Source organism: Azospirillum himalayense (assembly GCF_042657465.1).
GTDB lineage: Bacteria > Pseudomonadota > Alphaproteobacteria > Azospirillales > Azospirillaceae > Azospirillum > Azospirillum himalayense.
The window spans coordinates 78,189-102,371 of the sequence record NZ_JBHSLC010000049.1; the positions used below are offsets into that span (position 1 = coordinate 78,189).

Genomic DNA, 24,183 nt, shown 5'->3' on the forward strand with positions numbered 1-24,183 from the left:
GGTCAGGCCTTCGTGTCACGGTGTTCGTAGTCGCGCAGTGCGCCGTCGGCGGTGATGTAGCCGTCCGCCAGATCGGCGCGGATCGCCTCCGGGTCGCGCTCCCAGGCCGGGCCGTAGCCGCCCGCCCCCGCCAGCCGCAGGCGCAGGATGTCGCCGCGCCGCATGTCCACGAGCTGCTTGGACTGGAGCGCGATCTCCTCCCCGTCGCGGACGAGGGTGGAACTGGCGAGCGCGCCGGGCTTGCCGTCGAACAGGCCGTAGGGGGCCTTGACGTGCCGGTCGCCCAGCAGGGTCAGCGTGCCCTTCCCCGCCAGCAGCTCGATGTCCTTGGCGATGCCGCAGCCGCCGCGCGTCCGCCCCGCACCGCCCGTGTCGGGGCGCAAGGCGAGCTGGTGGATGATCACCGGGTTGTGGGTCTCGTGCACCTCGACCGGAATGTTGGCGCAGTTGATGACCGGGGCGGTGCCCTCCAGCCCGTCGGCCGCCGCGCGGGCGCCGTAGCCGCCGAAGATCAGGTCGTAATAGATGAACCGCTCGCCCGTCTCCTCGTCAATGCCCGACAGGATCGGGTTGGACCAGTGCGAGAAGGCCGCCATCACCTTGTCGGGCAGGGCCTTCGCCATGGCGCCGTTGATCAGCTCGAAGATGCGGATCTGGATCGCCGCGCGCCCGCCCGACGGCGCCGGGAAGGTCGGGTTGAAGAAGCAGCCCTCGCGGGCGGTGACCTCGATGGCGCGCAGGCCGCCCTCGTTCTGCGGCAGGGACGGGTCGGTGAAGACCTTGATGGCGAAGAAGCCGTGCGCCCGCGTGTAGTTGAAATAGGCGTTGATGGCCGCCGCCACCTGGTCGCCGGAGCGCGAGAAGTCGATCCTGATGCGGTCGCCGGCCACGGCGACGTCCACCGCCACGGGGATCAGCCCCTCCTCGCCCTCGCCCAGCCCGTCCAGGAAATCGTCGAAGCTGTAGGTTCCGTCCGGCACCTCGGCGATGCGGGCGCGCATGCGCGCTTCCGACGCGTCGAGGATGGCATCGATCGCGGCATCCAGCGTCTCCGTCCCCACCTGCCGGATCAGGTCGGCGAAGCGCGCCACGCCCACCTCGTTGGCGTTGCGCTGCGCCGCCAGATCGCCTTCCACCGCCGCGGGGATGCGGACGTTGCCGGTGATGAGGCGCAGGATCTCCGGGTCGAACGCGCCCTGGCGCACCAGCTTCACGGGCAGGATGCGGATGCCCTCCTGGAAGGCTTCCGTGACGCCCATCACCTTCTGCGAGCCCGGCGCGGCGCCGCCGACGTCCACATGGTGCGCGATGTTGACGATCCAGCCGGAAAAGGCGCCGTCCACGAAGGCCGGCGTCACCATGTAGAAGTCCGGGAAATGGCCGGACCCCAGCGCGCTGTCGTTCAGGATCACCGCGTCACCGGGACTCAGCGTCTCCGGCGGGTACATGGCGGATACGGTGCCGACCACCGCCGGCATGGAGCCAAGGTGCCCCGGCGTGAAATTGCCCTGCGCCAGCAGACGGCCGCGCCGGTCGAACACACCGGTGGAGAAGTCGTCCGCCTCCCGCACCGCTTCGGAGAAGGCCGTGCGGCGCAGCGTGGACCCCATCTCCTCGGCGATGGAGACGAGCGTGTTCCAGACGATGGACTGGGTGATGGGATCGATCTTCATGCCGCGGCTCCGACGGTCACGATGAGGTTGCCGGTCGCGCTCAGCTCGGCGACATCGCCGGGCAGGAGCACGATGGTGGTTTCCGCTTCCTCGATCACGCAGGGCCCCTGGACCGGGATGCCGGGCGCCATGCGGTAGCGGTCGTGGATGGCGATCTCGGTGCCCTCGCCCGTGCCGAACCAGGCGCGGCGCGTTCCGATCCGGCTGTCGCCGTCGCCGGTCGGCTGGGACGCGGTCAACCCGGCGCCGATGGGCAGCGCGGCGTGGAAGGTCCAGTCGACGGCCTCGATCGGGCGGGCGTCGTCGTGATAGCCGTAGGTGCGGCGATAGGCGGTGCCGAAGGCCGCGCGGAACGCGTCGAGGAAACGATCCTCCGGCTGGTCGGGGTCGGGCACGTCGACGCTGATCTCGTAACCCTGGCCGGCGTAGCGGGCGGTGACGCTCAGACGGTGGCTCTGCGCCCCGGCGGCGGACAGACGCGTCAGGTCGGCGACGGCCCGCGCCCTCAGCTCGTCGCGCAGCGCGACGATGGTGGCGAGCGCACCGGGTGCGATGGGCACCAGCCGGGTCAGCGCGTGGTCCACCTTCGGATCGGCGGCCAGCAGCCCGACGGCGGAACCGACGCCGGCGCCGCGCGGCAGGATCAGTTTCGGAATGCTCAGGCTGCGCGCCAGCCGCGCCGCGTGGACCGGTCCGGCCCCGCCGAAGCCGACCAGCGCGTAGTTGCGCGGGTCGCGGCCGCGTTCGACCGAGACGATGCGCAGCGCGCGTTCCATGTTGGCGGTGGCCATCAGGTGGATGCCCCAGGCGGCCTCCTCCACCGACAGGCCCAGCGGTTCGGCCACATGCGTCTTCACCGCCGCCCGCGCGCCGGCGAGGTCGAGCGTCATGTTGCCGCCGTTGAAGGTCCCCGGGTTGAGGTAACCCAGAACGAGGTTGGCGTCTGTCACCGTTGGCCGCGTGCCGCCGTTGCCGTAGCAGACGGGCCCCGGCTCCGACCCCGCGCTTTCCGGGCCGATGCGGATGCCGCCCAGCTCCGCCCGCGCGATGGAGCCACCGCCCGCGCCGATTTCCAGCAGCTCGATGGCGGAGATGTTGAGCGGCAGGCCGGAGCCCTTGGTGTATTGCACCTGATCGACCTCGAAGGTCGGCAGGATCGCCGGCTCCCCGTTGTCGATGGCGCCGAGCTTCGCGGTGGTGCCGCCCATGTCGAAGGTCAGCAAATCCTTGATGCCTTCCTCCGCCCCCACGGCCTTGCACATCAGCACGCCGGCCGCCGGGCCGCTCTCGACGATGCGCACCGGCACGTCGCTGGCGAGGTCCGGCGACACGAGCCCGCCGTTGGACTGCATGATGTAAAGGTCGGAGTGGATGCCCTGCTCCTTCAGCGCGGTCTGCAACCGGCTGACGTAGCGCGCGACGATCGGCTTCACATAGGCGTTCGCCACGGCCGTGGAGGTGCGCTCATACTCGCGGTAGCGGGGCGAGACGTCGGAAGACAGCGACAGGGCGACCTTCAGTCCCTTGGCTTCCGCCCGGGCGGCGATGAGCCGCTCGTGCGTCGGGTTTGCATAGGAATGCAGCAGGCAGACCGCGATGGACTCGTAGCCGGCCGCAGCGATGCGGTCGAGCAGCCCGTCCACCTCCGCTTCCGCCGGCGCTTGGGCCTCGCGTTCCTTCAGATAGACCCGCTCGGACATTTCGAAGATATCGCGGCGGCGGATCAGCGGCTCCGGCTTCGCCATGTGCATGTTGTAGGTCGCGTACCGCTTCTGCCGGCCCAGCAGCAGGACGTCGCGGAACCCCTGCGTGGTGATCAGCGCCGTTTTCGACCCCTTGCGTTCGAGGATGGCGTTGGTCGCCACGGTGGTGGCGTGCAGCAGCATGTCGATCCGCTCCGGCGCCACCTTTTCAGCGGCAAGCAGATCGATCACGCCCCGGACCACCGCCTTTTCCGGCGCCGAGGGGGTGGACAGGGTCTTCCAAAAACGGGTTTGCCCCGTTGCCGGATCTTGAAGGACGAAATCCGTGAAGGTGCCCCCGATGTCGAAGGAAAGGCGCAGCTTGTTCAACATGGTCGGTCTGCTCGCGTGGGTAGGGAGGGGACACGAGGCGTCGGTGTCCGTTCAGGCTCGACGGAAACTCGGAATTCGCAGGACGTTGTTCGACCGATCGATGGTCATCGCAGCGCCGGACCCGCGATTGCGGCTGATCCGGCGATGCTTACAGGCACGATGTCCAAAAGAATCGCACGTTTGAAAGGCATGGCGGCGTCCGCCGGAGACGCATGGGTTCCAAACGATTTTCCGAGTGGTCGGGGGATTGCCCCTGGTTCGTCGGCAAGGAACATCCTTTCTGAAGCCGTGCAGAGCTGGCCTGCGGGCCAAAAGCCGCGGCGCGCCTCTGTGTTCCACAGTATGGAACGATGTCTCTTACAATGGAACACTCGTTCATTTTGATGGTCAAGAGCTTTCTTCGCAGCGGGCATCCAAAGCACCCCTTGCAAGGTTCGAGCCATTCCGCGTTGCGAAGGAACCTTGAGAAACCTCATTGTCTTCATGGTTTTGTTCTTGCTGCGGCGCAGCGAAAAAGTTCCGGCGCGCAACAAACCATCTTGACGCCGCGCTCAATAATCGTTCTGCTGTATGGCGTATTGTTCTACTGTATGGAACGATATGCGGGTGTGAGACCCTCCATCCGCTCGAAGGCCGATACCAACGATGGCTCGGCATCGACCCGCGCATCCCCGGATACAGCAGAGGAGATTCACGTCATGACCCGCAAAATTCTCGGTCTTGCCTGTGCGGCCCTGTTGGGGTCGGCCGTTCCCGCTGCGGCGCAGACGTCGATCCAGGCCGCTTCCGATGTGGGCTTCGCGCCCTACTCCATGGCGACCATGGATGGCAGCTTCGAAGGCATCGACATCGACATCGCGAAAGGCATGTCGAAATATTCCGGCATCGACATCAAAGTGATCCAGCAGCCCTGGTCGACCACCTTCGCCGGGCTGAAGGCGAAGAAGTTCGATGCCATGTGGTCGGCCGCCGCCATCACGCCGGAGCGCGCGAAGAGCATGGCCTTCCTGGAGGGCTATGGTGAGGCGATCGACGCGGTGCTGCAGCGCGCCTCCGACAAGAAGATCAAGACCATCGACGACCTGCAGGGCAAGACGATCGCGATCAACAAGGGCAGCAGCGCCGACGCGTGGCTGACCGAGCGCCAGGATAAGCACAAGATCACCATTTCCCGCTTCGAGACCTCGCCCGACGCCGTGCAGGCGGTGCTGAGCGGCCAAGTCGACGGCTACATGATGTATCAGACGGCGGCCGGCTTCGCGTCGTTGAAGAACCCGCTGCTCCAGGTGTCGGACTTCGTCGTCAAGAAGGGCGTGTCCTACGGCTACGCCGTGAATCCGGACAACATCGCGTTGCGCAACAAGCTGGACGCCGCGTTGGAGTGCATGAAGACGTCCGGTGAGCTGGACGCGATCTTCAAGCGCTGGACCGGCATCACGCCGGAGCCGAACGGCGTCACCAACACGCCGGCGCCGGGCTATGGCGAACCGGGCGCCACGCATTACGAGGACACCCCGCACGAGCCGACCTGCGGCTGATCCTTCCGGCACCGGTTGCGGCCGGCAACGCGGCCGTGCCCCGATCCGCGCCCCATCCAGTCCGGGAACGATCGCGATGCAGGACTTCCTCGATCAATTCTTCAACCTGGCGATCATGCGGCAAGCCCTGCCCGACCTGGCCGGGGGGTTTCTGCGCACCCTGCTGCTCAGCGCCGTCGTGACTCTGGTGGGCGTCTCCGTCGGCCTTGCCCTCTCGGTGGTGCGGGCGATGCGCGTTCCGGCGTTGAGCTTTTTCGTCCGCGCCTATGCCGACGTGATCCGGGCGCTGCCCCCGCTGGTGATCATCATCCTGTGCTTCTTCGGCCTGCCCTACCTCGGCGTCCGGCTGAGCGGCTTCACCGTCTCCTCGCTGGTGCTCGGCCTCATCCTGGGCGCCTTCGCGGAGGAAATCTTCTGGTCCGGCATCAAGAGCATCCCGAAGGGGCAGATGGAGGCGGCGCGGTCCACCGGGCTCGGCTTCATGGGCGCGATGTCTTACGTGATCCTGCCCCAAGCCATCCGGATGACGGTGCCGCCGCTGACCAGCCGAATCATCGCGACGATGAAGAACACCGCGCTGGCGGCGACGGTGGCGACGCCGGACCTGCTGGGCATGGCGCTGACGGTGCAGGGCAAGCTCGCCAACACCACGCCGCTGCTGATGGCGGCGGTCGCCTATCTGCTGATGATCTACCCGCTGGTGATGCTCAGCCGGCGCCTTGAGCGCCGCCGGGGCTGGGCCTGAGGCCCACCGATCCGAAGGACGACGCCATGGAACAGTTCATCCACACCTTCCTGAACGTCGAGATCATGACGGCGGCCTTCCCCTTCCTGATGAAAGGGCTGTGGGTCACCGTCTATCTGTCGTTGGCCGTGGTGCCGGCGGGCGTGCTGTCCGGGCTGCTGCTCGCGGTGATGCACGCCGCCGGCAACCGCCCGGTCAACCGCGTGCTGGACGCCTATGTCGACTTTTTCCGGGCCTTCCCCTCGCTCGTCCTGCTGATTCTGATCTACTACGGATTGCCCTTCTTCCAGCTGAACATCGACACGATGGGCTCGGTGATTCTGGCGATGACGCTGAACACCTCGGCCTACTTCGCCGAGATCTTTCGGGCGGGCATCGAAAGCGTGCCGAAGGGGCAGGCGGAGGCGGCCCGCGCCACGGGCCTGCGCCGCGGCCAGGTGCTGCGTTACGTGCTGCTGCCGCAGGCCACGCGCAACATGATGCCGGACATCGTCACCAACGTGGTCGAGACGATCAAGATGACGTCGCTGGCCAGCATCGTGACGCTGCCGGAACTGCTGATGATGGCGCGCCTCGCGCAGGGCAGGACCTACAGCCCGACGCCGCTGGTGATGGCTGCGGCGATCTACTTCGTCATCCTTTTTCCGCTGGTCCAACTCCTCAACCACATCGAAAACCGCAAGCGCACGGCCTGACCGCCGGCCCTGGCGCTTGTCCGGGAGATTCCCATGGACTCCGTTCACCCTGCCTCCGACCCGCCCGCAGCGGCCGGACAGACCCGGCAACTGGCCGCCTACGCGGCCGACCTGCGCTTCGAGGATCTGCCCCGGGACGTCGTCGACCGCGTCAAGATGACCCTGCTCGACACGCTGGGGGTCTGCGTGGCGGCCCTGCGCAGCCCGGACGCCGCCCCCCTGCTGGACGGCGCGCTGGAATTCGCGGCGGACGGCCCGTGCAGCGTCCCGGGCAGCGGCCGCAAGACCGCCCCGGCCCCCGCGGCCCTGGTCTGGGGCACGCTGTCGGACATTTACGAACTCCAGGACGGCTGGCGCTTCGGCGGCATCCACGCCTGCCTCGTGATGGCCGCGGCGCTGCCGGTGGCCCAGTGGCGCAAGGCCGGCGGCCGGGACCTGATCACCGCCATCGTGGCGGGCTATGAGGTGGCGCACCGGGTCGCCTGGGCCGTGCACCCGGAGCACATGGGCCGCGGCCACATGCCGAACGGCACCGCCGGCACGGTGGGCAGCGCCGCCGCCGCCGCCCGTCTCCTGGGGGCCGACGCCGCCGCGTTCGCCGGCGCCCTCGGCACCGCGGCCTTCCTTCTGCCCTTCTCCACGGCGGAGACGCTGTGGGCCGGCCATTCGGCCAAGCCGCTCCACACGGGCTGGGCCGCCAGGACGGGCATCGAGACGGCCCTGCTGGCCCGGCGGGGGTTCTGGGGCTGCCCGCTGGAGGGTTCCCCCGCGCAAGGGCGTGGATTCCTTCAGCTGGCCGCCAACTCGGCGCGGCCCGACCGCCTGACGGAAGGTCTGGGAACGCTGTTCACGTTGAGGGACACCTACTTCAAATTCTACCCCATCTGCCGGCAGGCCCAATCGGCCGCGGAGGCGGCGCTGACCATCGCGCGGGAGGAGGCCTACAGCCCCGCGGACATCCAGGCGGTGACGGTCCACACCTGGGACCTGTCGGCGCGCATGCTGACCCGCACCATCGACGCGTCCGCAAACCGGATCGCTGCGCAGTTCAGCCTGCCCTACATCGTCGCCGCGACGCTGAGCGACCGCGCCATGGGCGTGGCGCAGCTGGCGCCGGAACGGCTCCGCGACCCCGGCCTGCACGCGCTCGGCCAACGGGTCCGGGTGGTGTCCGACCCGGAGATGACCCGCGCCTATCCCGAGGAAACGCGCTCCCGCGTGGAGGTGGAGTTGGCGGACGGCCGCCGTCTGACGCGAACGGTCGCCACGCCGAAGGGCGACCCGCGCGTTCCCGTCACCCCGGCGGACATCGAGGAGAAGTTCGCCGCCCTGTGCGAGGGGATACTCTCGCCCACGGACCAGGCGCGCCTCAAGCAGGCCGTCGCGACGCTGGACGACAGCCCGACGCTGGATGCGCTGTTCGCGCCGCTTGAGCGGCTGCGGCTCGTCTGACCCACCGGGTCACCGCAAAGGGGCGTCCCTTCCGGGCCGGAAAGGACGCCCTCTTCGCATCAGGCGAAGGCCGGCGGAACGAAAGCCCGGTGCGCCTTGACCGGATCGACCGGCGCGCGGACCTCCACGAGGCAGCTCTGCGCCGTGCAGCCCTGGCTGAGGCCGGAGGACGGGCGGTCGGCGGTCAACGCGTTCGGGTTGCCGTGGCGCTCCACCCCCGTCTCGGCGTCATAGTCGTACCAGGCGCCGGTGGACAGCCGCACCACACCCGGCATCACGTCGCCGCTGACGCGCAGGCCCGCCAGGCAACGGCCCCGGTCGTTGAAGACCTCCACCGTCGCGCCGTCGGACAGCCCGCGGTCGGCGGCGTCTTGTGGGTGCATGCAGATTGGCTCGCGCCCGTCCACCTTGCCGGCGAGGCTGTAGGGCGACGGGTCGAGCTGGCTGTGCAGGCGGCGCGCCGGCTGGTCCGACAGCATGTGCAGCGGATAGCGGCTGGCCGCCTCCGCCCCGGCCCATTCGACCGGCTCCAGCCAGACCGGGTGGCCGGGGCAATCGGGAATTCCGAAGCCGGCGATGGTGTCCGAGGCGATCTCGATCTTCCCAGACGGAGTCGGCAGCGGCGCGGCGTCCGGGTCCGCCCGGAAGGCCGACAGCATCACGCGCGGCGTGTCGTGGGCGGACAGGTCGATCGCCCCGGCCTCCAGGAACGCGTCGAAGTCCGGCAGCTCGACGCCCTCCGCGCTCCAGCTCCGGCGCATGACGTCGTAGAGATGGCGCAGCCAGTCGTCCGCGCTTCGCCCTTCGGTGAAGGCCTCTTCGCAGCCCGAATGCGCGGCGATCCGGCGGAAGATCTCGTGGTCGTCGAGCGCTTCGCCAACCGGCTCGATCACCGGCGTGGAGGCGACCAGCATTCCTTCCAGCGTGGCGTAGCTGATGTCCGTGCGCTCCATCGCCGTCGTCGCGGGCAGGACGATGTCGGCGCGGTGTGCGGCGGCGGTCCAGAACTGCTCGTGGACGACGATGGTCTCCGGCTTTTGCCACGCTTTGTCCAGGCGCGCCAAATCCTGGTGGTGGTGGAACGGGTTGCCGCCCGCCCAGTAGATCAGCCGGATGTCCGGGTAGACGTGGTCGCCGCCGTTGTAACGGAAGGGAGCGCCGGGGTTCAGCAGCATGTCGGCGATGCGCGCGACCGGGATGAAGGCCCGGACCGCGTTCCGCCCTTGCGGCAAAGACGGGCCGCGCAGCTTCGCGTGCGGCGTGCCCATGGTGTTCTCCGCCCCGTAGCAGACGCCGAAGCCACCGCCCGGCAACCCGATCTGACCCAGCATGGCGGCGAGCGTCACCGTCATCCAGAACGGCTGTTCGCCGTGGTCGGCCCGCTGCAAAGCCCACGCGACGTTGATCATGGTGCGCTTGGACGCCATGCGGGCGGCCAGCGCCCGTGTGCGCTCCGCCGGCACGCCGCACAGGGCCGCGGCCCATTCCGGTGTCTTGGGCGTTCCGTCCGACCGGCCGGTCAGGTAGGCTTCGAAGAGGGGCCAGCCGACACAGCAGCGCTCCAGGAACGCGACGTCGTGAGCGCCCGCCTCGTGGATGGCGAAGGCGAGGCCCAGCATCATGGCCGTGTCGCCGCCGGGGCGCATCGGGATCCACTCGACCGGCCCGCTGGTGTCCAGATTGTCGGCGACGGGGGAGATGTTGACGAACTCCACCCCCGCCTGCGCCATGGCCCGCAACCCGGCGCGCACCTGATGCCGCCCGACCCCGCCCGCCGCGATCTGCGCGTTCTTCGCCGGCACGCCGCCGAAGGCGACGAACAGCTCGCAATGGTCCGCCAGCACCGGCCAGCTGGTGTGGTCCTTCATCAGCTCGTCCATGGACGCGACGATGTGCGGCATCAGAACGCGCGCGGCCCCCAGCGAATAGCTGTCGCGGTGCGCGACATAGCCGCCCACCGTGTTCAGGAAACGGTGGATCTGGCTTTGCGCGTGATGGAAGCGTCCGGCGCTGGCCCAGCCGTAGGAGCCGCCAAAGATCGCCTCGTTCCCGTGCGCCTTGCGCACCCGGTCGATCTCGGCCGCGACGAGACGGGTCGCCTCGTCCCACGAGACTTCCGCGAAGCCCTCCCGCCCGCGCCGTTCGGGGTGCGCGCCGGGGCCATCCTCCAGCCAACTCCTGCGGATTGCGGGACGGCGGACACGGGTGGCCATCAGTTCCGGCGCCAGTTGGTGGAGGCCGATCGGCGACGGGTCCGGGTCGTCCCGGAATGGCGTCAGGCGCGGCCCCTTCGCGCCCTGCCCGACTTCATAAATGCCCCAATGCGCGGTGGTGTAACGCATGATGATCCCTTTTTCGGCGGTCTCGCCGGCGGTGTCGGCGGGACCCTGCTGTCACCGTGGACCCGGGTTGGAAATCAGAAATTAGCGAGTATCGTAATACAATCATGGCGAAAAACAAGCGGCTTTGGCCGAACAACACGCGCCGGGACCGCCATATCCACGGTCGATGCGCCCCTGCGGCGACATGGAGCTTGCGATCACCGCCCCGTTTGACGGCATTATGCCCGGGTTCGCGCCAATCCGTCGTGGATTGTCCGACAAGACTGTGGCCTGTTTCGAGATGACACCCCGATGGACGATACGACTCCGCTTGCCGTTTCCCGCCCCCCCGGAACCCTGCGCGATCGCGCCGCGGCCACCTTGCGGGACGCCATCGTCGCCGGCCGGTTCGCGCCCGGGGAACGGCTGATCGAACGCCAGCTGTGCGAATTCCTCGACGTCAGCCGGACCCTGGTCCGCGAGGCCCTGCGCCAATTGGAGGCGGAGGGGTGGGTGAACATCCTGCCCTACCGCGGCCCCGCCGTGGCGGTGCTGACGGCCGACGCCGTCCGGCAGTTCTACGATGTCCGCGCGGCGCTGGAGGGCTGGGCCGTCCGCCGTTTCTGCGCCCTGACCACGGACGTCGAGTTGGCGGAACTGGCCGCGTTGGTCGCGACGATGGCGCAGGCCCAGGAAGCGCGGGACCATGCGGCACAGGCCGACGCGGTCCGCCGGTTCTACGACGTGATCCTGAAGGTCGTCCGCAACGACACGCTGACGGACTTCCTGCGGGAGCAGGACGCGCGGCTGACCTGGCTGCGCCAGACCTCCCTGACCTCGCCGGAGCGCGCGTCGGTCAGCGTCGACGAGAAGCGCAAGCTGCTGGCCGCGTTGGTCGCGCGCGACGGCGACGCCGCCCGCTGCCTGTGCGAGCAGCATCTGGCCAACGCCAGCCACGCGATCGTCGGCGCGCTGGAGGTCCGCGAACGGCAAGCGCGCGAGCGGGAGGCCGAAACCGCCAAGCCGCGCAAGGTGGGGCGCCCGCGCAAGCGGCCCTGACGGCGCGCCGCGCACGACCGCCCGCACCGCGATCGGAATGGCGTTGTTAATGCCGAATGATTGTATTACGGTTCTCGGGAGTTTTTCAGATCCCTGAGGATTCTCCCATGGACCGGTTTGACAATTTCATCGACGGCCGTTTCGTTCCTCCGGTCGGGGGGGCGTATCTGGAGACGGAGAATCCGTTCACCGGCAAAGCCTGGGCGCTGATCCCCCGCTCGTCCGCGGCCGATGTCGACGAGGCCGTGGCCGCCGCGGCACGCGCCTTCCGCAGCCCGGCCTGGGCGGGCATCAGCGCCACCGATCGTGCCCGCCACCTCCGCCGGCTGGGCGAAGCCGTCGCCGACCACGCCGCGGAACTGGCGGAGGCCGAGGTCCGCGACAACGGCAAGACCTACAAGGAGATGCTGAAGCAGCTCCAGAACACGGCGGAGTGGTACCATTTCTTCGGCGGGCTGGCCGACAAGATCACCGGGGAGGTGCTGCCGGTCGACGCCAAGGACCACCTGACCTACACGCGCGCCGAACCGCTGGGCGTCATCGGCATGATCACACCCTGGAACTCCCCTCTGCGGCTGTTGGCGTGGAAGCTCGCCCCGGCGCTCGCAGCCGGAAACACCGCGGTGATCAAGCCGTCGGAGTTCACCTCGACCGCCACGCTCCGCTTCGCCGCCATCGCCCATGAGGCCGGCATTCCGGCCGGCGTCATCAACGTGGTCTGCGGCCTGGGGCAGGAGGTCGGGCAACCGCTCGCCGATCACCGCGACGTCGCGAAGATCGCCTTCACCGGCGGCGTCGGCAGCGGGACGGCCGTCTACGTCTCCGCGGCGCGCCGCTTGGCGCCGGTGACGCTGGAGCTTGGCGGCAAGTCGCCCAACATCGTGTTTGCCGACGCCAACCTCGACAGCGCCGCGACCGGCGTGGCCGCGGGCATTTTCGCGTCGGGGGGGCAGAGCTGCGTTGCCGGGTCCCGCCTGCTGGTCCAGCGGGAGGTCCACGACGCCATGGTGGAGCGCGTCGTCGCCATCGCCCGGGGGCTGCGCATGGGCGATCCCATGCACCCGGACACCCACGTCGGCCCGGTCGCCACGCGCCCGCAGTACGAACGGATCCTCGCCTGCATCGCCATGGCGCTGGACGAGGGCGCCCATCTGGCCCACGGCGGCAAGCCGCTGGACGCCGCCGGCCCCGGCCTGTTCATCGAGCCGACGGTGTTCACCAACGTGTCGAACGGCATGCGGATCGCGCAGGAAGAGGTGTTCGGTCCGGTCCTGTGCGTCATTCCCTTCTCCGACGAAGAGGATGCCCTACGGCTTGCCAACGACAGCGCCTTCGGCCTGGGGGCCGGCGTGTGGACCGGCAACATCGGGCGGGCGCACCGGATGGCCGCGGGCCTGCAGGCGGGAAGCGTATGGGTGAACACCTACCGCATGACGTCCCAGATCGTGCCCTTCGGCGGCTACAAGGCCTCCGGCATCGGGCGCGAGGGAGGTGCCGACATGATCAAAGCCTATCTGCAGACGAAAAGCGTGTGGGTGAACCTGAACGACCATTTCGCTTCGCCCTTCGGGCCGGTTCAGGCCGCCGGGGTTCAGGCCGCCGGGCGGGCGCAATGACCGGAGGGCAGCGCCCGGTCGTCGTCTGCCACGCCGGGACGACCATCGCGCGGCGCCTTGCGGGCCATCCCTCCCGGCCGAGGGTCATCGATGATCCGACGCCGGGGGAGCCCTGGGTCGTGCCGGAGAACGCCACGATCCTGATCACCCAGCCGGGCGCCGGCTGGGGACGAGCGCCGGCGAACCCGCCGCCGGGATGGCCCTATGGGCTGACCTGGGTCCACACCATGTCCGTCGGCGTCGACGCCATGCCAGACTGGCTGGCCTCCACGCTGCCGCTGACCTGCAGCCGGGGCGTTACGGCCGACGCCATCGCCGAATATGTGATGGCCGCCGTTCTCGGCTTCGACAAGGGCCTGCACCGGGTTGCCGTGCGCGACGGCAATTCTTGGAGTCACCACACGCTTGGCAGCGTCGTGGGGAGGACGCTGGGGATCGTCGGTTTCGGTGCCATCGGTCAGGCGGTCGCCTGCCGGGCGGTTCCGTTTGGCATGCGGGTCCTGGCCCTGCGGCGCGGCCCGTGGGCCGAACCACCGCCGGCCGGCGTGGTGCCGGCGGTCTCCATCGAGGATTTGTTGGACAAGGCTGACCATCTGGTCCTCGCCCTGCCCCACACCCCGGCCAGCCATCGACTTCTCGACCGTGCGCGGCTGATGGGCGCAAAGCCGGGTCTGCACCTGATCAATATTGCCCGTGGCGGGCTGATCGACCACGACGCGCTGGCCGACGCGCTCGACCGTGGCATTCTGGCCGGTGCCACGCTGGACACGACCGACCCTGAACCCCTGCCCCCCGGACACCGCCTGTACCAGCACGAGCGAGTGTTGATCACCCCACACATCTCCTGGACCAGCCCGGCGGTCGAAGAGTCCATGGCCACCTTCGCCCTGGACGCCTACGACCGATTTCTGTCCGGCGCACCGCTGCGGAACAGAGTCGAACCGGCGCGAGGCTATTGATCGAGGAGACGCAGCGTGGCGCATCGGGCAGGGCAGCGTCCAGGTTGACCGAAGCGGGAAGCGAACGTCGAGGATCATCCCTGTCCCCTGGGCGACGCGTGCGCCGCCCGCTCGGCCATTCGACCGCGTGCCGGCGAAAGCGGGATACAGGGCGCATCCACCGCGAAACGGCGGAAACTCCCGAATCCCGGCTTTCCCCGAACATGATGGTCATTCCCTCGCGTTACCGCACCTCAAGGTCCGCGTAGCACGCTCTGATGTGGGCGTCGGTGACCTTGCCCTGCCGCCGATCCTCCTCGATGGCCGCGCGGTCTCGCTCCTCGGGATCGCCATAGCCGCCGGCCCCGGCCATCTCGAAGCGCAGAACATCACCCTTGCGGAAGCGGCGCGTGAACTTGGACGGCAGCATCTCCTCGCCGGCGCTGCCGGGGTTGAGGATCGACGCGGCCCCGGCCCCCCCGCCGCCGCCGAACAGGCCCCAGGGCTGCGATTTGAAGCGGTCGGAGCGCACCTGGACCTGAACGTCGTCAACCAACAGCCTGTACTGCCGCACGAGACCGAGCGCACCGCGGTAACGGCCGGGGCCGCCGGTGTCCGGCAGGAAGCCGTATTCCTCGATGCGGATCGGATGCTCCGCCTCGATCAGCTCGACCGGGACGTTAGCGAGGTTGCCGATGCAGTAGGGCCCGGCGTCCTGCCCATCGGAGTCCGGGCCGCCACCGAGGCCGGTGTTGTTGTGGAATTCCAGATGCAGGAAGCGCCGCCCGGCCTCGTCCTGGCCGGACGCGGCGATGGCGAACTCCGACCCGCCCGCGCAGGCCGGCAGTCGTCCGGGAAGCAGCAGCGCCAGCGCCCCCAGCACGATGGAGCGCAGGCGGAAGCCGACCTGCCCGCGCGAACCCACGGCCGCCGGGTAGCGCACGTCCACAAAGGTGCCGGGGCGGGTCTTCACGGTGATCGGGCGGTAGAGCCCGGCGTTGTTCGGGATCGCGGCGCCGAGCACGGTGCGGATCGCCGCATAGGTGCAGGAGACCGTGAAGGCGCGGTTGCAATGGACCGCACCGCCCTTGTCGTCGTCGGTGGCACTGAAGTCCGCCTCGATGGTGCTGCCCGTCTTGGTCAGCGTCAGGTGGATGCGGATCGGCCCGTTGCCGACGCCGTCGTCGTCGTTCCATTCCTCGAACTCGACGGTGCCGTCGGGCAGCGCCTCCAGGTCGGCGCGGGTCAACGTCTCGGCGTAGTCGATGAGGTCGTCGAGATAGGCTTCCAGCACCGCCGGTTCCCAGGCACGGGCCAGCTTGGCGACCTCCGCGGCGGCCTGGTCGAGGGCGGCGAGCTGGGCGTGCACGTCGCCCATCACGCGTTCGGGCACGCGGGTGTTGAACTCGATGATGCGCATCAGGGTGCTGTTGACCTGGCCCTTCTCGACGATCTTCACCGGCGGGATGCGCAGCCCCTCCTCGAAGATCTCCATGCTGTCGGCGGCGTTGCCGCCCGGCACGCGCCCGCCGAGGTCGGAGTGGTGGAGGATCAGGCTGACGATGGCGACGCGCTTGCCGTCCACATAGACCGGCTTGAAGGTGAAGATGTCGTTCAGGTGGCTGCAGCCGGAATAGGGATCGTTGCTGGCCAGCACGTCGCCGTCCTGGATGTCGTCGCCGAAATGCTCCAGGCAGGCGTCCAGCGCCGGCATGACGACGCCGAGATGGACTGGCACGGCCAACCCTTGGGCGACCAGCCGTCCACGGCCGTCGCAGACCGCCGCGGAGAAATCCATGCTGTTCTTGACGTTGGACGTGCGCGCGGTGCGCGTGACCATGACGAGCGCGTTGTCGGCCGTCGTCACCAGGGCGTTCTTCAAAAGCTCGCGCCGGACCGGATCGATGGTGATCATGTCTATCCTCCTCGAAAGACGCTGGTTACCGGGCGGCCTTGCGAGCCAGCACGACGTTGTTCCAGCCGTCGACGGCGGCGTCCCAGCCCGGCAGCACGACGATGGTGGTGTCGTACTCCTCGACGATCAGGGGACCGGCCATCGGCTCCGCACCCAGGGCGGAGCGCGGCACCACTGGCGTCTCGACCCAGCCGGCCTCGCCGAAGAAGGCTTTGCGCGTGTGGCGCGTCGCCGTCTTCTCCGCCCCGCGCTCGATCCGGTCGGGCATGCGCGGGGTCTCCGCCACGCCGCGGCACACCAGCTTCAGTGCGACGAACTGGATCGGCTCCTTCTCCGACGCGTAGCCGAAGACGTTGCGGTGCTCCGCGTGGAAGGCCGCCTGGAGGGCCTGCATCGCGCCCTCCCCGTCCGGGACCGGCAGCGTCAGGGGGGAGGTCTGGCCCATGTAGCGCAGGTCGGCGTAGAGCGCCGTGCGCTGCTGCGCCGGGTCGTGGTAGCCCTCCGCCCGCAGCATGTCGATGCCGCGCGTCATCAAGGGAGCGACCGCGGCGTCCAATGTCGCGCGGTCGACGGTGTCCACACGCCGGTAGAAGGCGGTGACCAGCTGGTGCTCGACGTCCGCGAACAGCATGCCGAGGGCGCTGAACAGGCCGGCCACCGGCGGGATCAGGATGCGCGTCATGCCCGCGGCCTCGGCCAGCGAGCAAGCGTGCACCGGTCCGTTCCCGCCGATCGCCACCATGGTGTATTGCGACGGGTCGCGCCCCTTTTCCGACGACACGCCGCGCAACGCGCGCAGCATGGTGGCGTCGGCGATGGCGTGGATGCCGTGGGCCGTGTCGGTCGTCGACAGCCCGATCCGCGCGCCCAGTTCCGCCAGCGCCGCCCGCGCGCCCTCGATGTCCAGGCTCAGCTCGCCACTGACCAGCGCGTTGGGGTTGAGGTAACCGAGGATCAGGTTGGCGTCGGTTACCGTCGGGTTGGTACCGCCGCGGGCGTAGGCCACCGGGCCGGGTTCCGCCCCCGCGCTGCGCGGGCCGACCAGCAGGCCGCCGGCCGCGTCGCTCGCCGCGATGCTACCGCCGCCGGCCCCGACCTCTGCGATGTCGATGGTCGGCACCTGGACCGGGTAGCCCGCACCCTTGATCATGCGGGTGCCGAGTGCCGCCCCGCCGCCGACCTCCGTCTCCGGGCACAAGGCGAAGGCGTGGTCCTCGATGACAGTCGCCTTGGCGGTGGTGCCGCCCATGTCGAAGACGATCATGTCAGCCACGCCGACCTTGGTGCCGAGGCGTTGGCCGCCGAGCACGCCGGCCGCCGGGCCGCTTTCGATGATGTCGATGGGCTGGCGGGCCACCACTTCGCCGGGGGAGATGCCGCCGCTCGACTGCATGATCATCAGGGGAGCCTTGATGCCCAGCCGGTCGAGCCGGGTCTTCAGCGAGGAGACGTAGCGCTCCACCACCGGCCGGATGTAAGAGTTCACCACCGTGGTGCTGGTGCGCTCGTACTCGCCGAGCTGCGGCAGCAGGTCGACCGACGCGGTCACGGGAATGCCGGGGAAGCGTTCCCGCAAATAGGAGGCCGCCTGCCGCTCGTGCACCGCGTTGGCGTAGGAGTTGATGAAGGTGACGGCGATGGCCTCCACCCCCTCCGCCTCGAACTGGTCGGCCACGCGCGCCAGTTCCGCGGCGTCGAGGGGAACGAGCACGCCGCCGTCGGAGCCGACGCGCTCATCCACCTCCAGCCGCAGCCGCCGTTCCACCAGCGGGGCGGGCTTCTTGTAATGGATGTCGTAGAGGCGCGGCGTGCGGAAGCGCCCGATCTCCAGCACGTCGCGGAAGCCCTTGGTCGTGACCAGCCTGACCGTGGAGCCCTTGCGCTCGATGATCGTGTTGGTGGCGACGGTCGTGGCGTGGACGAACTCGGCGATGTCGCCCGCGTCAACGTTCAACTCGGCCAGCAGGGCCGAAACGCCGGTTTCGATCCCCTGGCTGTAGTCCTGCGGGGTCGAAAGAACCTTCTTGCTGAAGATCCGGCCGTCGCTTCGCATCAGCACGACGTCGGTGAAGGTGCCGCCGATGTCGACGCCAAGCCGGTAGGATGTCCGTGTCATGGTGACCCCGAGGTTCGTTGGAGCGCCGCGCCTCAGCGCAGCCGCGCGTCCGGCGGGATGGCCCAGACCTGTTCGATCCGGCCGCCGCGCGTCGCGACGATCTCCTGGTGGAGGTGGATGGTCGTGTCGGCGTACCCGACGACGAAGCGGATGCGGTCGCCGACGGCGGGCGTGGCGCTCGGTTGCCGCAGCTCGATCTTGGCGTGCTCGGCAGAGAAGCCGACGCTGTCGACCTCCGGCAGGTCGAGCGGGGCCGGCAGGCCGGAGTCCGTGCTCATCGCCTTCTTGCCGGCGTCGGTGATCACGCGCCGGCCGGTCGGCCGGCTGGTCACAATGGAATGGACCGTCAGGCCGTAGCCGACCGGCACGTTGTAGATGGTGCGGTAGCGCACGTCACCGAAGATGCCGCCGCCGGCCTGGATTTCCGTGACGCCCGTGATGCGCGCCGTCGTCTCGAAGGTTCCCGTCCCGCCGCAGCTGACGATCCCGATCGGGATGCCGTCGGCACGGCAGAGATCCGCGCTGGCGGCCAGAGCCCCGACCGCCTCCGCGATGGCGCGGCGCTTCTCCTCGGGATCGGGGATGCGGGTGGTGTGCCCCTCCCAGGTCATGACGCCGGCGAGGCGGAGGGACGGATGGCCTGTGATCATCCGCGCGAGGTCGAGCACCGGCGCGCCCGGCAGGACGCCGGCGCGCCGGGTGCCGGTGTCAACCTCGATCAGGACGCGCAGCCTCAGCCCCTCGGCCGTCGCCGCCTCGGCCAGGGCATGAACGTTGTCCGGCCCGTCCACCGCGACCATGACGTCGGCCCGCCGGCAGAGCCGCATCAGCCGCGCGATCTTGATCGGCCCGACGATCTGGTTGGCGACGAGGATGTCGGTGATGCCGGCCTCGACCAGCATTTCCGCTTCCGACAGCTTGGCGCAGGTGATGCCGATGGCGCCGGCGGCCATTTGCAGCCGGGCGATGTCGGGGGACTTGTGGCTCTTGCAGTGCGGCCGCCACCCCACGCCGTGCTCCGCGCAGGTCCCGGCGATCCAGGCCAGGTTGCGCTCCAGGATGTCGAGGTCGACGACCAGCGCCGGCGTGTCGAGCGCCGCAACCGGTTCGCCGACCAGGTTGGACGGCGTGTTCATGCCACGGGGGCTCCGGCCCGGCAGGCGAGGAAGCGGCGCACCACGTCGCCGGCATCAGCGACCTCGTCCAGATGCATCACCGACCGCAGCAGCCCGTCCACCGCCTCCGGATCGGCGGCGAAGCCCCAGTCCACGCAGGCGCGGAACTTGGCGAACACCTCCTCGTCGGTCATCGGGTCGTCGGGGGCACCCTTCATGGCCCAGCGCTCCAGTGTCACGGCGCGCCCGTCGACCAGCTCCAGCCGAACGCGGGCCGGCGCGATGGCCGTCGGTTCGATGTCGGGGGCGGCGATCGTCTCCAGGCGCGAGGCGAAGGCCAGATCGCCGGAACGGATGCGGGCCGGCGTGTAGGTCGCAATGTCCACCGTCCCGTCGGTCAGCGCGGCGGCAAAGCCGTAGGCGGCGTTGAACTGCGCGTGGACGACCGGGTTCGGGTGCGCCCCGTCGAAGCGCACGCCGACGATCTTGCGGTTGACCTCGCCAAGCTCGATGGTCGCGCGCCGGATGTCCGTGCCGGCGATGCCCTGCGCCCTCGCGTCGAGCGCCAGCTGGATGGTCGTGTGGACGCAGCGGCAGCAGGGGTAGGGCTTCATGCTGAGGTCGCGCACGCGCCAGCTGCGGCCCAGCCCCTCGCTCAGGATCTCCGGCGTCACCTCGCCGCGCTCGTAGAGTTTGAACAGGCCGGCGTCGCCCTCCAGGAAGCGGTGCGGCCCGGTCAGCCCGTGCCGCGCCAGGTGGGCCGCCAGCACGCCGGAGCGCGCGGCGAAGCCCGGCCCGACGCGCTTGGCGAGCGCCCCGTCGGCGATGAACTGCGTCGTGCCGCTGAGCTGCACGAAGGCCAGCCCCATGGCGTGCAGCGTCTTCCCGGCGTTGAGCCCGAAGATCTTGGACGCCGCCGCCGCCGCCGCGATGGTCCCCAGCGCCGTGGTCGGGTGCCAGCCCTTGCCGAGCGAGTTGTAGCAGGCGAGGCCCAGGCGGCAGAACAGCTCCACCCCCACCGCGACGGCGGTGATCATCTCCCGCCCCGTGGGACGGCGCCCGGCGCTTGCCTCCGCTTCCACCGCGGCCAGCACGGCCGGCAGCACGACGCAGAAGACGTGGACGCGGGCGGGGTCGTGCTGGTCGTCGAAGTCCAGGCTGTGGGCGGCGGCGCCGTTGGCCAGCGCCGCCGTCGCCGGGTTGGCCCGGCGCCCGTCGAGGAGGAGCGTCGCCGTCCCCTCCCCTTCCCAGGCGGTCAGGGCGGACAGCAGCTCCGCCATGCCCGGCGCCTTGGCCGCCCCGGCGATGACGCCCAGCGTGTCGAGGGTGAAGAGCTTGACGGTCCGCACCACGTCGGGCGGCAGCCGGTCGTAGGCCAGCCCCGCAAGGGCCGAAGCAATCGCCTCGCCGATCGCGGGCGACGCCGTATGGTTGGTCATGATCGCCTCAGGCGTAGAGATCGTGGCGCAGCAGGTCGGAGATGTCCCGCCGCAACTCCAGGAATTGCGGGTCGAGCTTGATGTCCTCGCGCCGGGGCCGGGCGAAGGGCACGGTGATCTCGCGCAGCACGCGGGCCGGCCGCTTGCTGTAGACCAGGATGCGGTCGGCGAGGTACAGCGCCTCCTCGATGCCATGCGTGACGAACAGTACGGTCTTCGGCTCCGCCTCCCAGATGCGCACCAGCTCGTCCTGGAGGACGTCGCGCGTCTGCACGTCGAGCGCGCCGAAGGGCTCGTCCATCATCAGCAGGGTCGGCTGGATGCAGAAGGCCCGCGCGATGCCGACCCGCTGCTGCATGCCGCCGGAGAGCTGGTGCGGCCAAGCGTCCTCGAACCCCCGAAGCCCGACGAGGTTCAGGTAGTGGCGCGCCCGCTCCAGCCGTTCCGCCTTGCCGACGCCGACGACCTCCAGGCCGAAGGCGATGTTGTCCAGCGCAGTCCGCCAGGGGAACAGGTCCGCCCCCTGGAACACCATGCCGCGGCCGGTCCCGGTCTTGCCGGTGATGTCCTTGCCGCCCAGCACAATCTTGCCGCCGTCCGCCGGGATGAGGCCGTTGATGATCTGGAGAAGCGTCGACTTCCCGCAGCCCGACGGCCCCAGCAGGGCGACGAACTCGCCTTCCCGGACGTCGAGGCACTGGTCGACCAGGACCTTTACGCCGCCGAAGGACTTGGAGACGTGGGAGACGGAGAGATGGGCCATATCAGGCAAGCTCTTTTACGGCCTGTTCCAGGTAGGTGCGGTCGATGACCTTGGTCAGGTCCACCGTGCCCTTCAGCGCGCCGACCGCCTTGTAGGCCGGGATGACCTTGGCGAACTCGTCCGGGGTCAGCGTTTCCATGTTGTTGGGGAAGGCCTTGATGCGGGTGGTCAGCGTCTCCCACACCGGCCTCAGCATGCTGTCGTCGGCCGTCTTCAGATCCTTGGAGGACGCGTACTGGCCGACCTGTGTCTTGAACCAGCCATAATCCTTGTTGGTGTTGCGGAAGGAGGTCAACACCGACTTCAGCACCGCCACGGCGGCCTGCTTGTTCTCGTCCGCCTTCAGCCACGCGCCCGTCGTCATGACGATGGCGCTGAACCAGTTGTCGTATTCCTCCCAGGGCCGGACCAGCATCTCGTAGTTGCCGAGCTGGGCCAGCTCCAGCGCCTGCTCGATGTGCATCGGCACGGCGTCCACGCGGCCGGCGACCAGCGCGCGGGCCCGGTCGCCGGAGCTGCCCATCTCGATGAAGTTCACCTTCTTCGGGTTGATGTTGCGCTTCAGCAGGGCGCCGGCCAGCATCACGTACATGAAGTCGCCGATGCTGTTGACGGCGATGGTGCCGCCCTTCGCGGCGATCTCCTCCAGGCTCTTGATCTTGTCGGTGTTGGCGACAATGACCTGAGAAGTGTTGCTGTAGGACAGGCCGATGATCTTCAGGTCGGCGCCGGCCTCGGCCGCCGCCAAGGTGGAGGCGACGTCGGCATCGCCGAGGTCCGCGGCCCCGGCGATCACCTCCTGGGCGATCTGCGGGATCTTCTTGGTCGGCCGCACCTCGGGCACTGCGAAGCCGGCCATCGTCGCCAGGCCGGAGCGCAGGGCCACCTGCATCGGCACGTTGACAGCCGCGGCCGAGGCCAGCGTGTTGATCTTCAGCACCCGGCCGGTCTGGGCGAAGGCCCCCTGCAAGGACCCCGGCAGAGGGCCGAGCGCCAGGACGCTCAACCCGCCGAGTCCGGCGCGCAGGACGGTGCGGCGATTGACATCATCGAACATGACTCTCGGCCCTTATCGCTTGGGGTGGAATGAATGGGGGGTTACCGGTCGCCGGTGCGGCTGGCGTACCAGGGGGCGCTGCGGTGGGCGATCCAGCGGAGTGCGCTGGTCATCGACACGCTGATGATCATCAGCGCCACGATCAGCGCGAAGAGCGGTGCGGTGGACAGGTCGAGCCCGGCGTCGTTGAGCAGCCCGCCGAAGCCGGCGCTGATGAACATCTCCGCCGTGATCATCGCCCGCAGCGCGTGGACCAGCCCGACGCGCGCCGCGATCATGATGAAGGGGTGGAGCGACGGCAGGATGACGTAGCGGAAGCGCTGAAAATCGTTCGCCGCAAAGGACCGGGCGACGTTCAGAAGCTTCGGCGACACCGACCGCGCCGCCTCCGTCATCGTCACGACCACGTACCAGACCGTGACGACGAAGACGATGGCCGTGCTGAAGACCAGACCGCGGCCCATCAGGATGATGAACAGCGGCACGATCGCCGCCGCCGAGATGACGATGAACATCGACGCCCAGGGCTTCACGACGGCGTTCACCACCGGCACGCGGCCCATGGCGACGCCGAGCGGAATGCCGATGAGGAGGGCCAGCGCGTAGCCCAGCATCATCTTCCACAGCATCTGCCACAGCGCCGCCCAGAAGGCCCCGGTCTGCACGGTTTCGACCAGCGCGCGGGCGACCTGGACGGGGGTGGCCAGCAGGGCGTCGCCGAGCTGCGCGCCCACGGCCTGCCACAGCGCCAGCACCAGCAGGATGCCGAGCAGGTTGACGATGCGTGATCCGACCCTCATGACGCCCCCTTCGGCCGCCAGACGCAGACCCGTTTCTCGATCAGCAGCAGGATTTCCTGCAACGCGAGCCCGAGCAGGCAGAGAACGGCGAGGACGCCCAACACCGCCGCGCTGTCCAGGCGGACCGCCGCCTGCTTCATGATCGACCCCAGGTTGGCGGCGGCCAGGAACAGCTCCGCCGTGATCATCGCGTTGACCGCCCGGACGACGCCGAGCCGCAGCGCGGTGAACAGGAAGGGCAGGCATTCCGGCAGCAGGATCAGCCGCGTGCGCTGCCATGCGCTGGCCCCGAAGGACCGCCCGACGTTGAGCAGCTTCTGGTCGGCGTTGCGCGCGCCGGTGCTGACGACGATGATCATGTCGAACACGCACATGATCACGACCAGCGCGACGCGGGCCTCGAAATACAGGCCGAACCAGATCATGATGAAGGGCACCCAGGCGACGCTGGGCACCGCGTAGACGAAATTGACGACGGGGTCGAGCAGATCGTGGACGAAGCGCAGCCGCCCCATCAGCAGCCCGAGCGGTATGGCGATCCCGCAGGCGATCGCGTAGCCCAGCGCCATGTGCCGAAGCGCGCCGGCCACCGCGACCGGCAGCTCGCCGCTTGCCACCATCTCCAACAGCCGGACGGCGACCCCCGTCGGCGGCGCCAGCACGAAGCTGGAATAGCCTTGGGCGATCACCTGCCAGACGAGCAGCCCGACGACGATCGACGCGGTGTAGAGGAAGCCGAAGGACCGATGGCCGGCAAGCCAGGGCGGCCGCGGCTCCTTCAGGAGGGGGGTGCTGTTCGCATCAGCGGTCACGGTCCGTCGGCCTTCCGGTTTGGGAATTGCACCGTCGTTCTCGATAACCTACAG

Annotated in this window: 18 protein-coding genes; 7 read left to right on the plus strand and 11 right to left on the minus strand. The window is 69.2% G+C overall.

The window, feature by feature from the left end:
• Positions 1-2 precede the first annotated feature (2 nt).
• A complete protein-coding gene (locus tag ACFPMG_RS21850; RefSeq protein ID WP_376997303.1) occupies positions 3-1,673 on the minus strand; it encodes a hydantoinase B/oxoprolinase family protein in 1,671 nt (556 codons plus the stop codon).
• On the minus strand, positions 1,670-3,748 hold the full coding sequence (locus ACFPMG_RS21855) for a hydantoinase/oxoprolinase family protein (protein ID WP_376997304.1): 2,079 nt from the start codon (positions 3,746-3,748) through the stop codon (positions 1,670-1,672). Before ACFPMG_RS21855 ends, ACFPMG_RS21850 begins: the two co-directional genes overlap by 4 nt.
• 698 nt (positions 3,749-4,446) lie before the next feature.
• Here ACFPMG_RS21855 and ACFPMG_RS21860 point away from each other — a divergent pair.
• The 4 genes from ACFPMG_RS21860 to ACFPMG_RS21875 all read left to right on the plus strand — a co-directional run bounded on the left by ACFPMG_RS21860 (position 4,447) and on the right by ACFPMG_RS21875 (position 8,178).
• Positions 4,447-5,286 carry a substrate-binding periplasmic protein gene (locus tag ACFPMG_RS21860; protein WP_376997305.1) on the plus strand — a complete coding sequence of 280 codons (840 nt, stop codon included), beginning with the start codon at positions 4,447-4,449 and terminating at the stop codon, positions 5,284-5,286.
• A gap of 76 nt (positions 5,287-5,362) precedes the next feature.
• Positions 5,363-6,031, plus strand: coding sequence for an amino acid ABC transporter permease (locus ACFPMG_RS21865; protein WP_376997306.1), 669 nt, complete (start codon positions 5,363-5,365; stop codon positions 6,029-6,031).
• Between the two features lie 26 nt (positions 6,032-6,057).
• Positions 6,058-6,726: an amino acid ABC transporter permease gene (locus ACFPMG_RS21870; protein WP_376997308.1), complete on the plus strand. Its 669-nt coding sequence runs from the start codon at positions 6,058-6,060 to the stop codon at positions 6,724-6,726.
• Positions 6,727-6,759: 33 nt separating this feature from the next.
• Positions 6,760-8,178 carry an MmgE/PrpD family protein gene (locus ACFPMG_RS21875; RefSeq protein ID WP_376997309.1) on the plus strand — a complete coding sequence of 473 codons (1,419 nt, stop codon included), beginning with the start codon at positions 6,760-6,762 and terminating at the stop codon, positions 8,176-8,178.
• A gap of 59 nt (positions 8,179-8,237) precedes the next feature.
• On the opposite strand, the gene ACFPMG_RS21880 is transcribed toward ACFPMG_RS21875, so the two are convergent.
• Positions 8,238-10,520 (minus strand): molybdopterin guanine dinucleotide-containing S/N-oxide reductase, encoded by a 2,283-nt coding sequence (locus ACFPMG_RS21880; RefSeq protein WP_376997310.1) that lies wholly within the window; start codon positions 10,518-10,520, stop codon positions 8,238-8,240.
• 291 nt (positions 10,521-10,811) lie between these two features.
• Between ACFPMG_RS21880 and ACFPMG_RS21885 the strand changes: the two genes are divergently transcribed.
• From ACFPMG_RS21885 to ACFPMG_RS21895, 3 genes are all read left to right on the plus strand, one after another.
• Entirely contained in the window at positions 10,812-11,558 is a 747-nt protein-coding gene (locus tag ACFPMG_RS21885; protein ID WP_376997311.1) for a GntR family transcriptional regulator, read from the plus strand.
• 107 nt (positions 11,559-11,665) lie between these two features.
• Positions 11,666-13,174, plus strand: coding sequence for an aldehyde dehydrogenase (locus ACFPMG_RS21890; RefSeq protein WP_376997312.1), 1,509 nt, complete (start codon positions 11,666-11,668; stop codon positions 13,172-13,174).
• Complete coding sequence (locus ACFPMG_RS21895; protein WP_376997313.1) at positions 13,171-14,133, plus strand: NAD(P)-dependent oxidoreductase; 963 nt, start codon at positions 13,171-13,173, stop codon at positions 14,131-14,133. The genes ACFPMG_RS21890 and ACFPMG_RS21895 overlap by 4 nt, the downstream gene beginning before the upstream one ends.
• A 223-nt stretch (positions 14,134-14,356) precedes the next feature.
• On the opposite strand, the gene ACFPMG_RS21900 is transcribed toward ACFPMG_RS21895, so the two are convergent.
• Genes ACFPMG_RS21900 through ACFPMG_RS21935 form a run of 8 tightly spaced genes read right to left on the minus strand, consistent with a single transcriptional unit; the run spans position 14,357 to position 24,129 of the window.
• Positions 14,357-16,027 carry a hydantoinase B/oxoprolinase family protein gene (locus tag ACFPMG_RS21900; RefSeq protein ID WP_376997314.1) on the minus strand — a complete coding sequence of 557 codons (1,671 nt, stop codon included), beginning with the start codon at positions 16,025-16,027 and terminating at the stop codon, positions 14,357-14,359.
• 25 nt (positions 16,028-16,052) lie between these two features.
• Positions 16,053-18,143, minus strand: a complete 2,091-nt coding sequence (locus ACFPMG_RS21905) for a hydantoinase/oxoprolinase family protein (protein ID WP_376997315.1) — start codon at positions 18,141-18,143, stop codon at positions 16,053-16,055.
• A 32-nt stretch (positions 18,144-18,175) separates the two neighbouring features.
• Entirely contained in the window at positions 18,176-19,279 is a 1,104-nt protein-coding gene (locus ACFPMG_RS21910) for a DSD1 family PLP-dependent enzyme (protein WP_376997316.1), read from the minus strand.
• A complete protein-coding gene (locus tag ACFPMG_RS21915; RefSeq protein ID WP_376997317.1) occupies positions 19,276-20,697 on the minus strand; it encodes an MmgE/PrpD family protein in 1,422 nt (473 codons plus the stop codon). Before ACFPMG_RS21915 ends, ACFPMG_RS21910 begins: the two co-directional genes overlap by 4 nt.
• Before the next feature lie 7 nt (positions 20,698-20,704).
• Positions 20,705-21,460, minus strand: coding sequence for an ABC transporter ATP-binding protein (locus tag ACFPMG_RS21920; protein ID WP_376997318.1), 756 nt, complete (start codon positions 21,458-21,460; stop codon positions 20,705-20,707).
• A 1-nt stretch (position 21,461) separates the two neighbouring features.
• Positions 21,462-22,517, minus strand: a complete 1,056-nt coding sequence (locus ACFPMG_RS21925) for an ABC transporter substrate-binding protein (protein ID WP_376997319.1) — start codon at positions 22,515-22,517, stop codon at positions 21,462-21,464.
• Between the two features lie 41 nt (positions 22,518-22,558).
• Positions 22,559-23,317 carry an ABC transporter permease gene (locus tag ACFPMG_RS21930; RefSeq protein ID WP_376997320.1) on the minus strand — a complete coding sequence of 253 codons (759 nt, stop codon included), beginning with the start codon at positions 23,315-23,317 and terminating at the stop codon, positions 22,559-22,561.
• Entirely contained in the window at positions 23,314-24,129 is an 816-nt protein-coding gene (locus tag ACFPMG_RS21935; RefSeq protein WP_376997322.1) for an ABC transporter permease, read from the minus strand. The genes ACFPMG_RS21930 and ACFPMG_RS21935 overlap by 4 nt, the downstream gene beginning before the upstream one ends.
• Positions 24,130-24,183 lie beyond the last annotated feature (54 nt).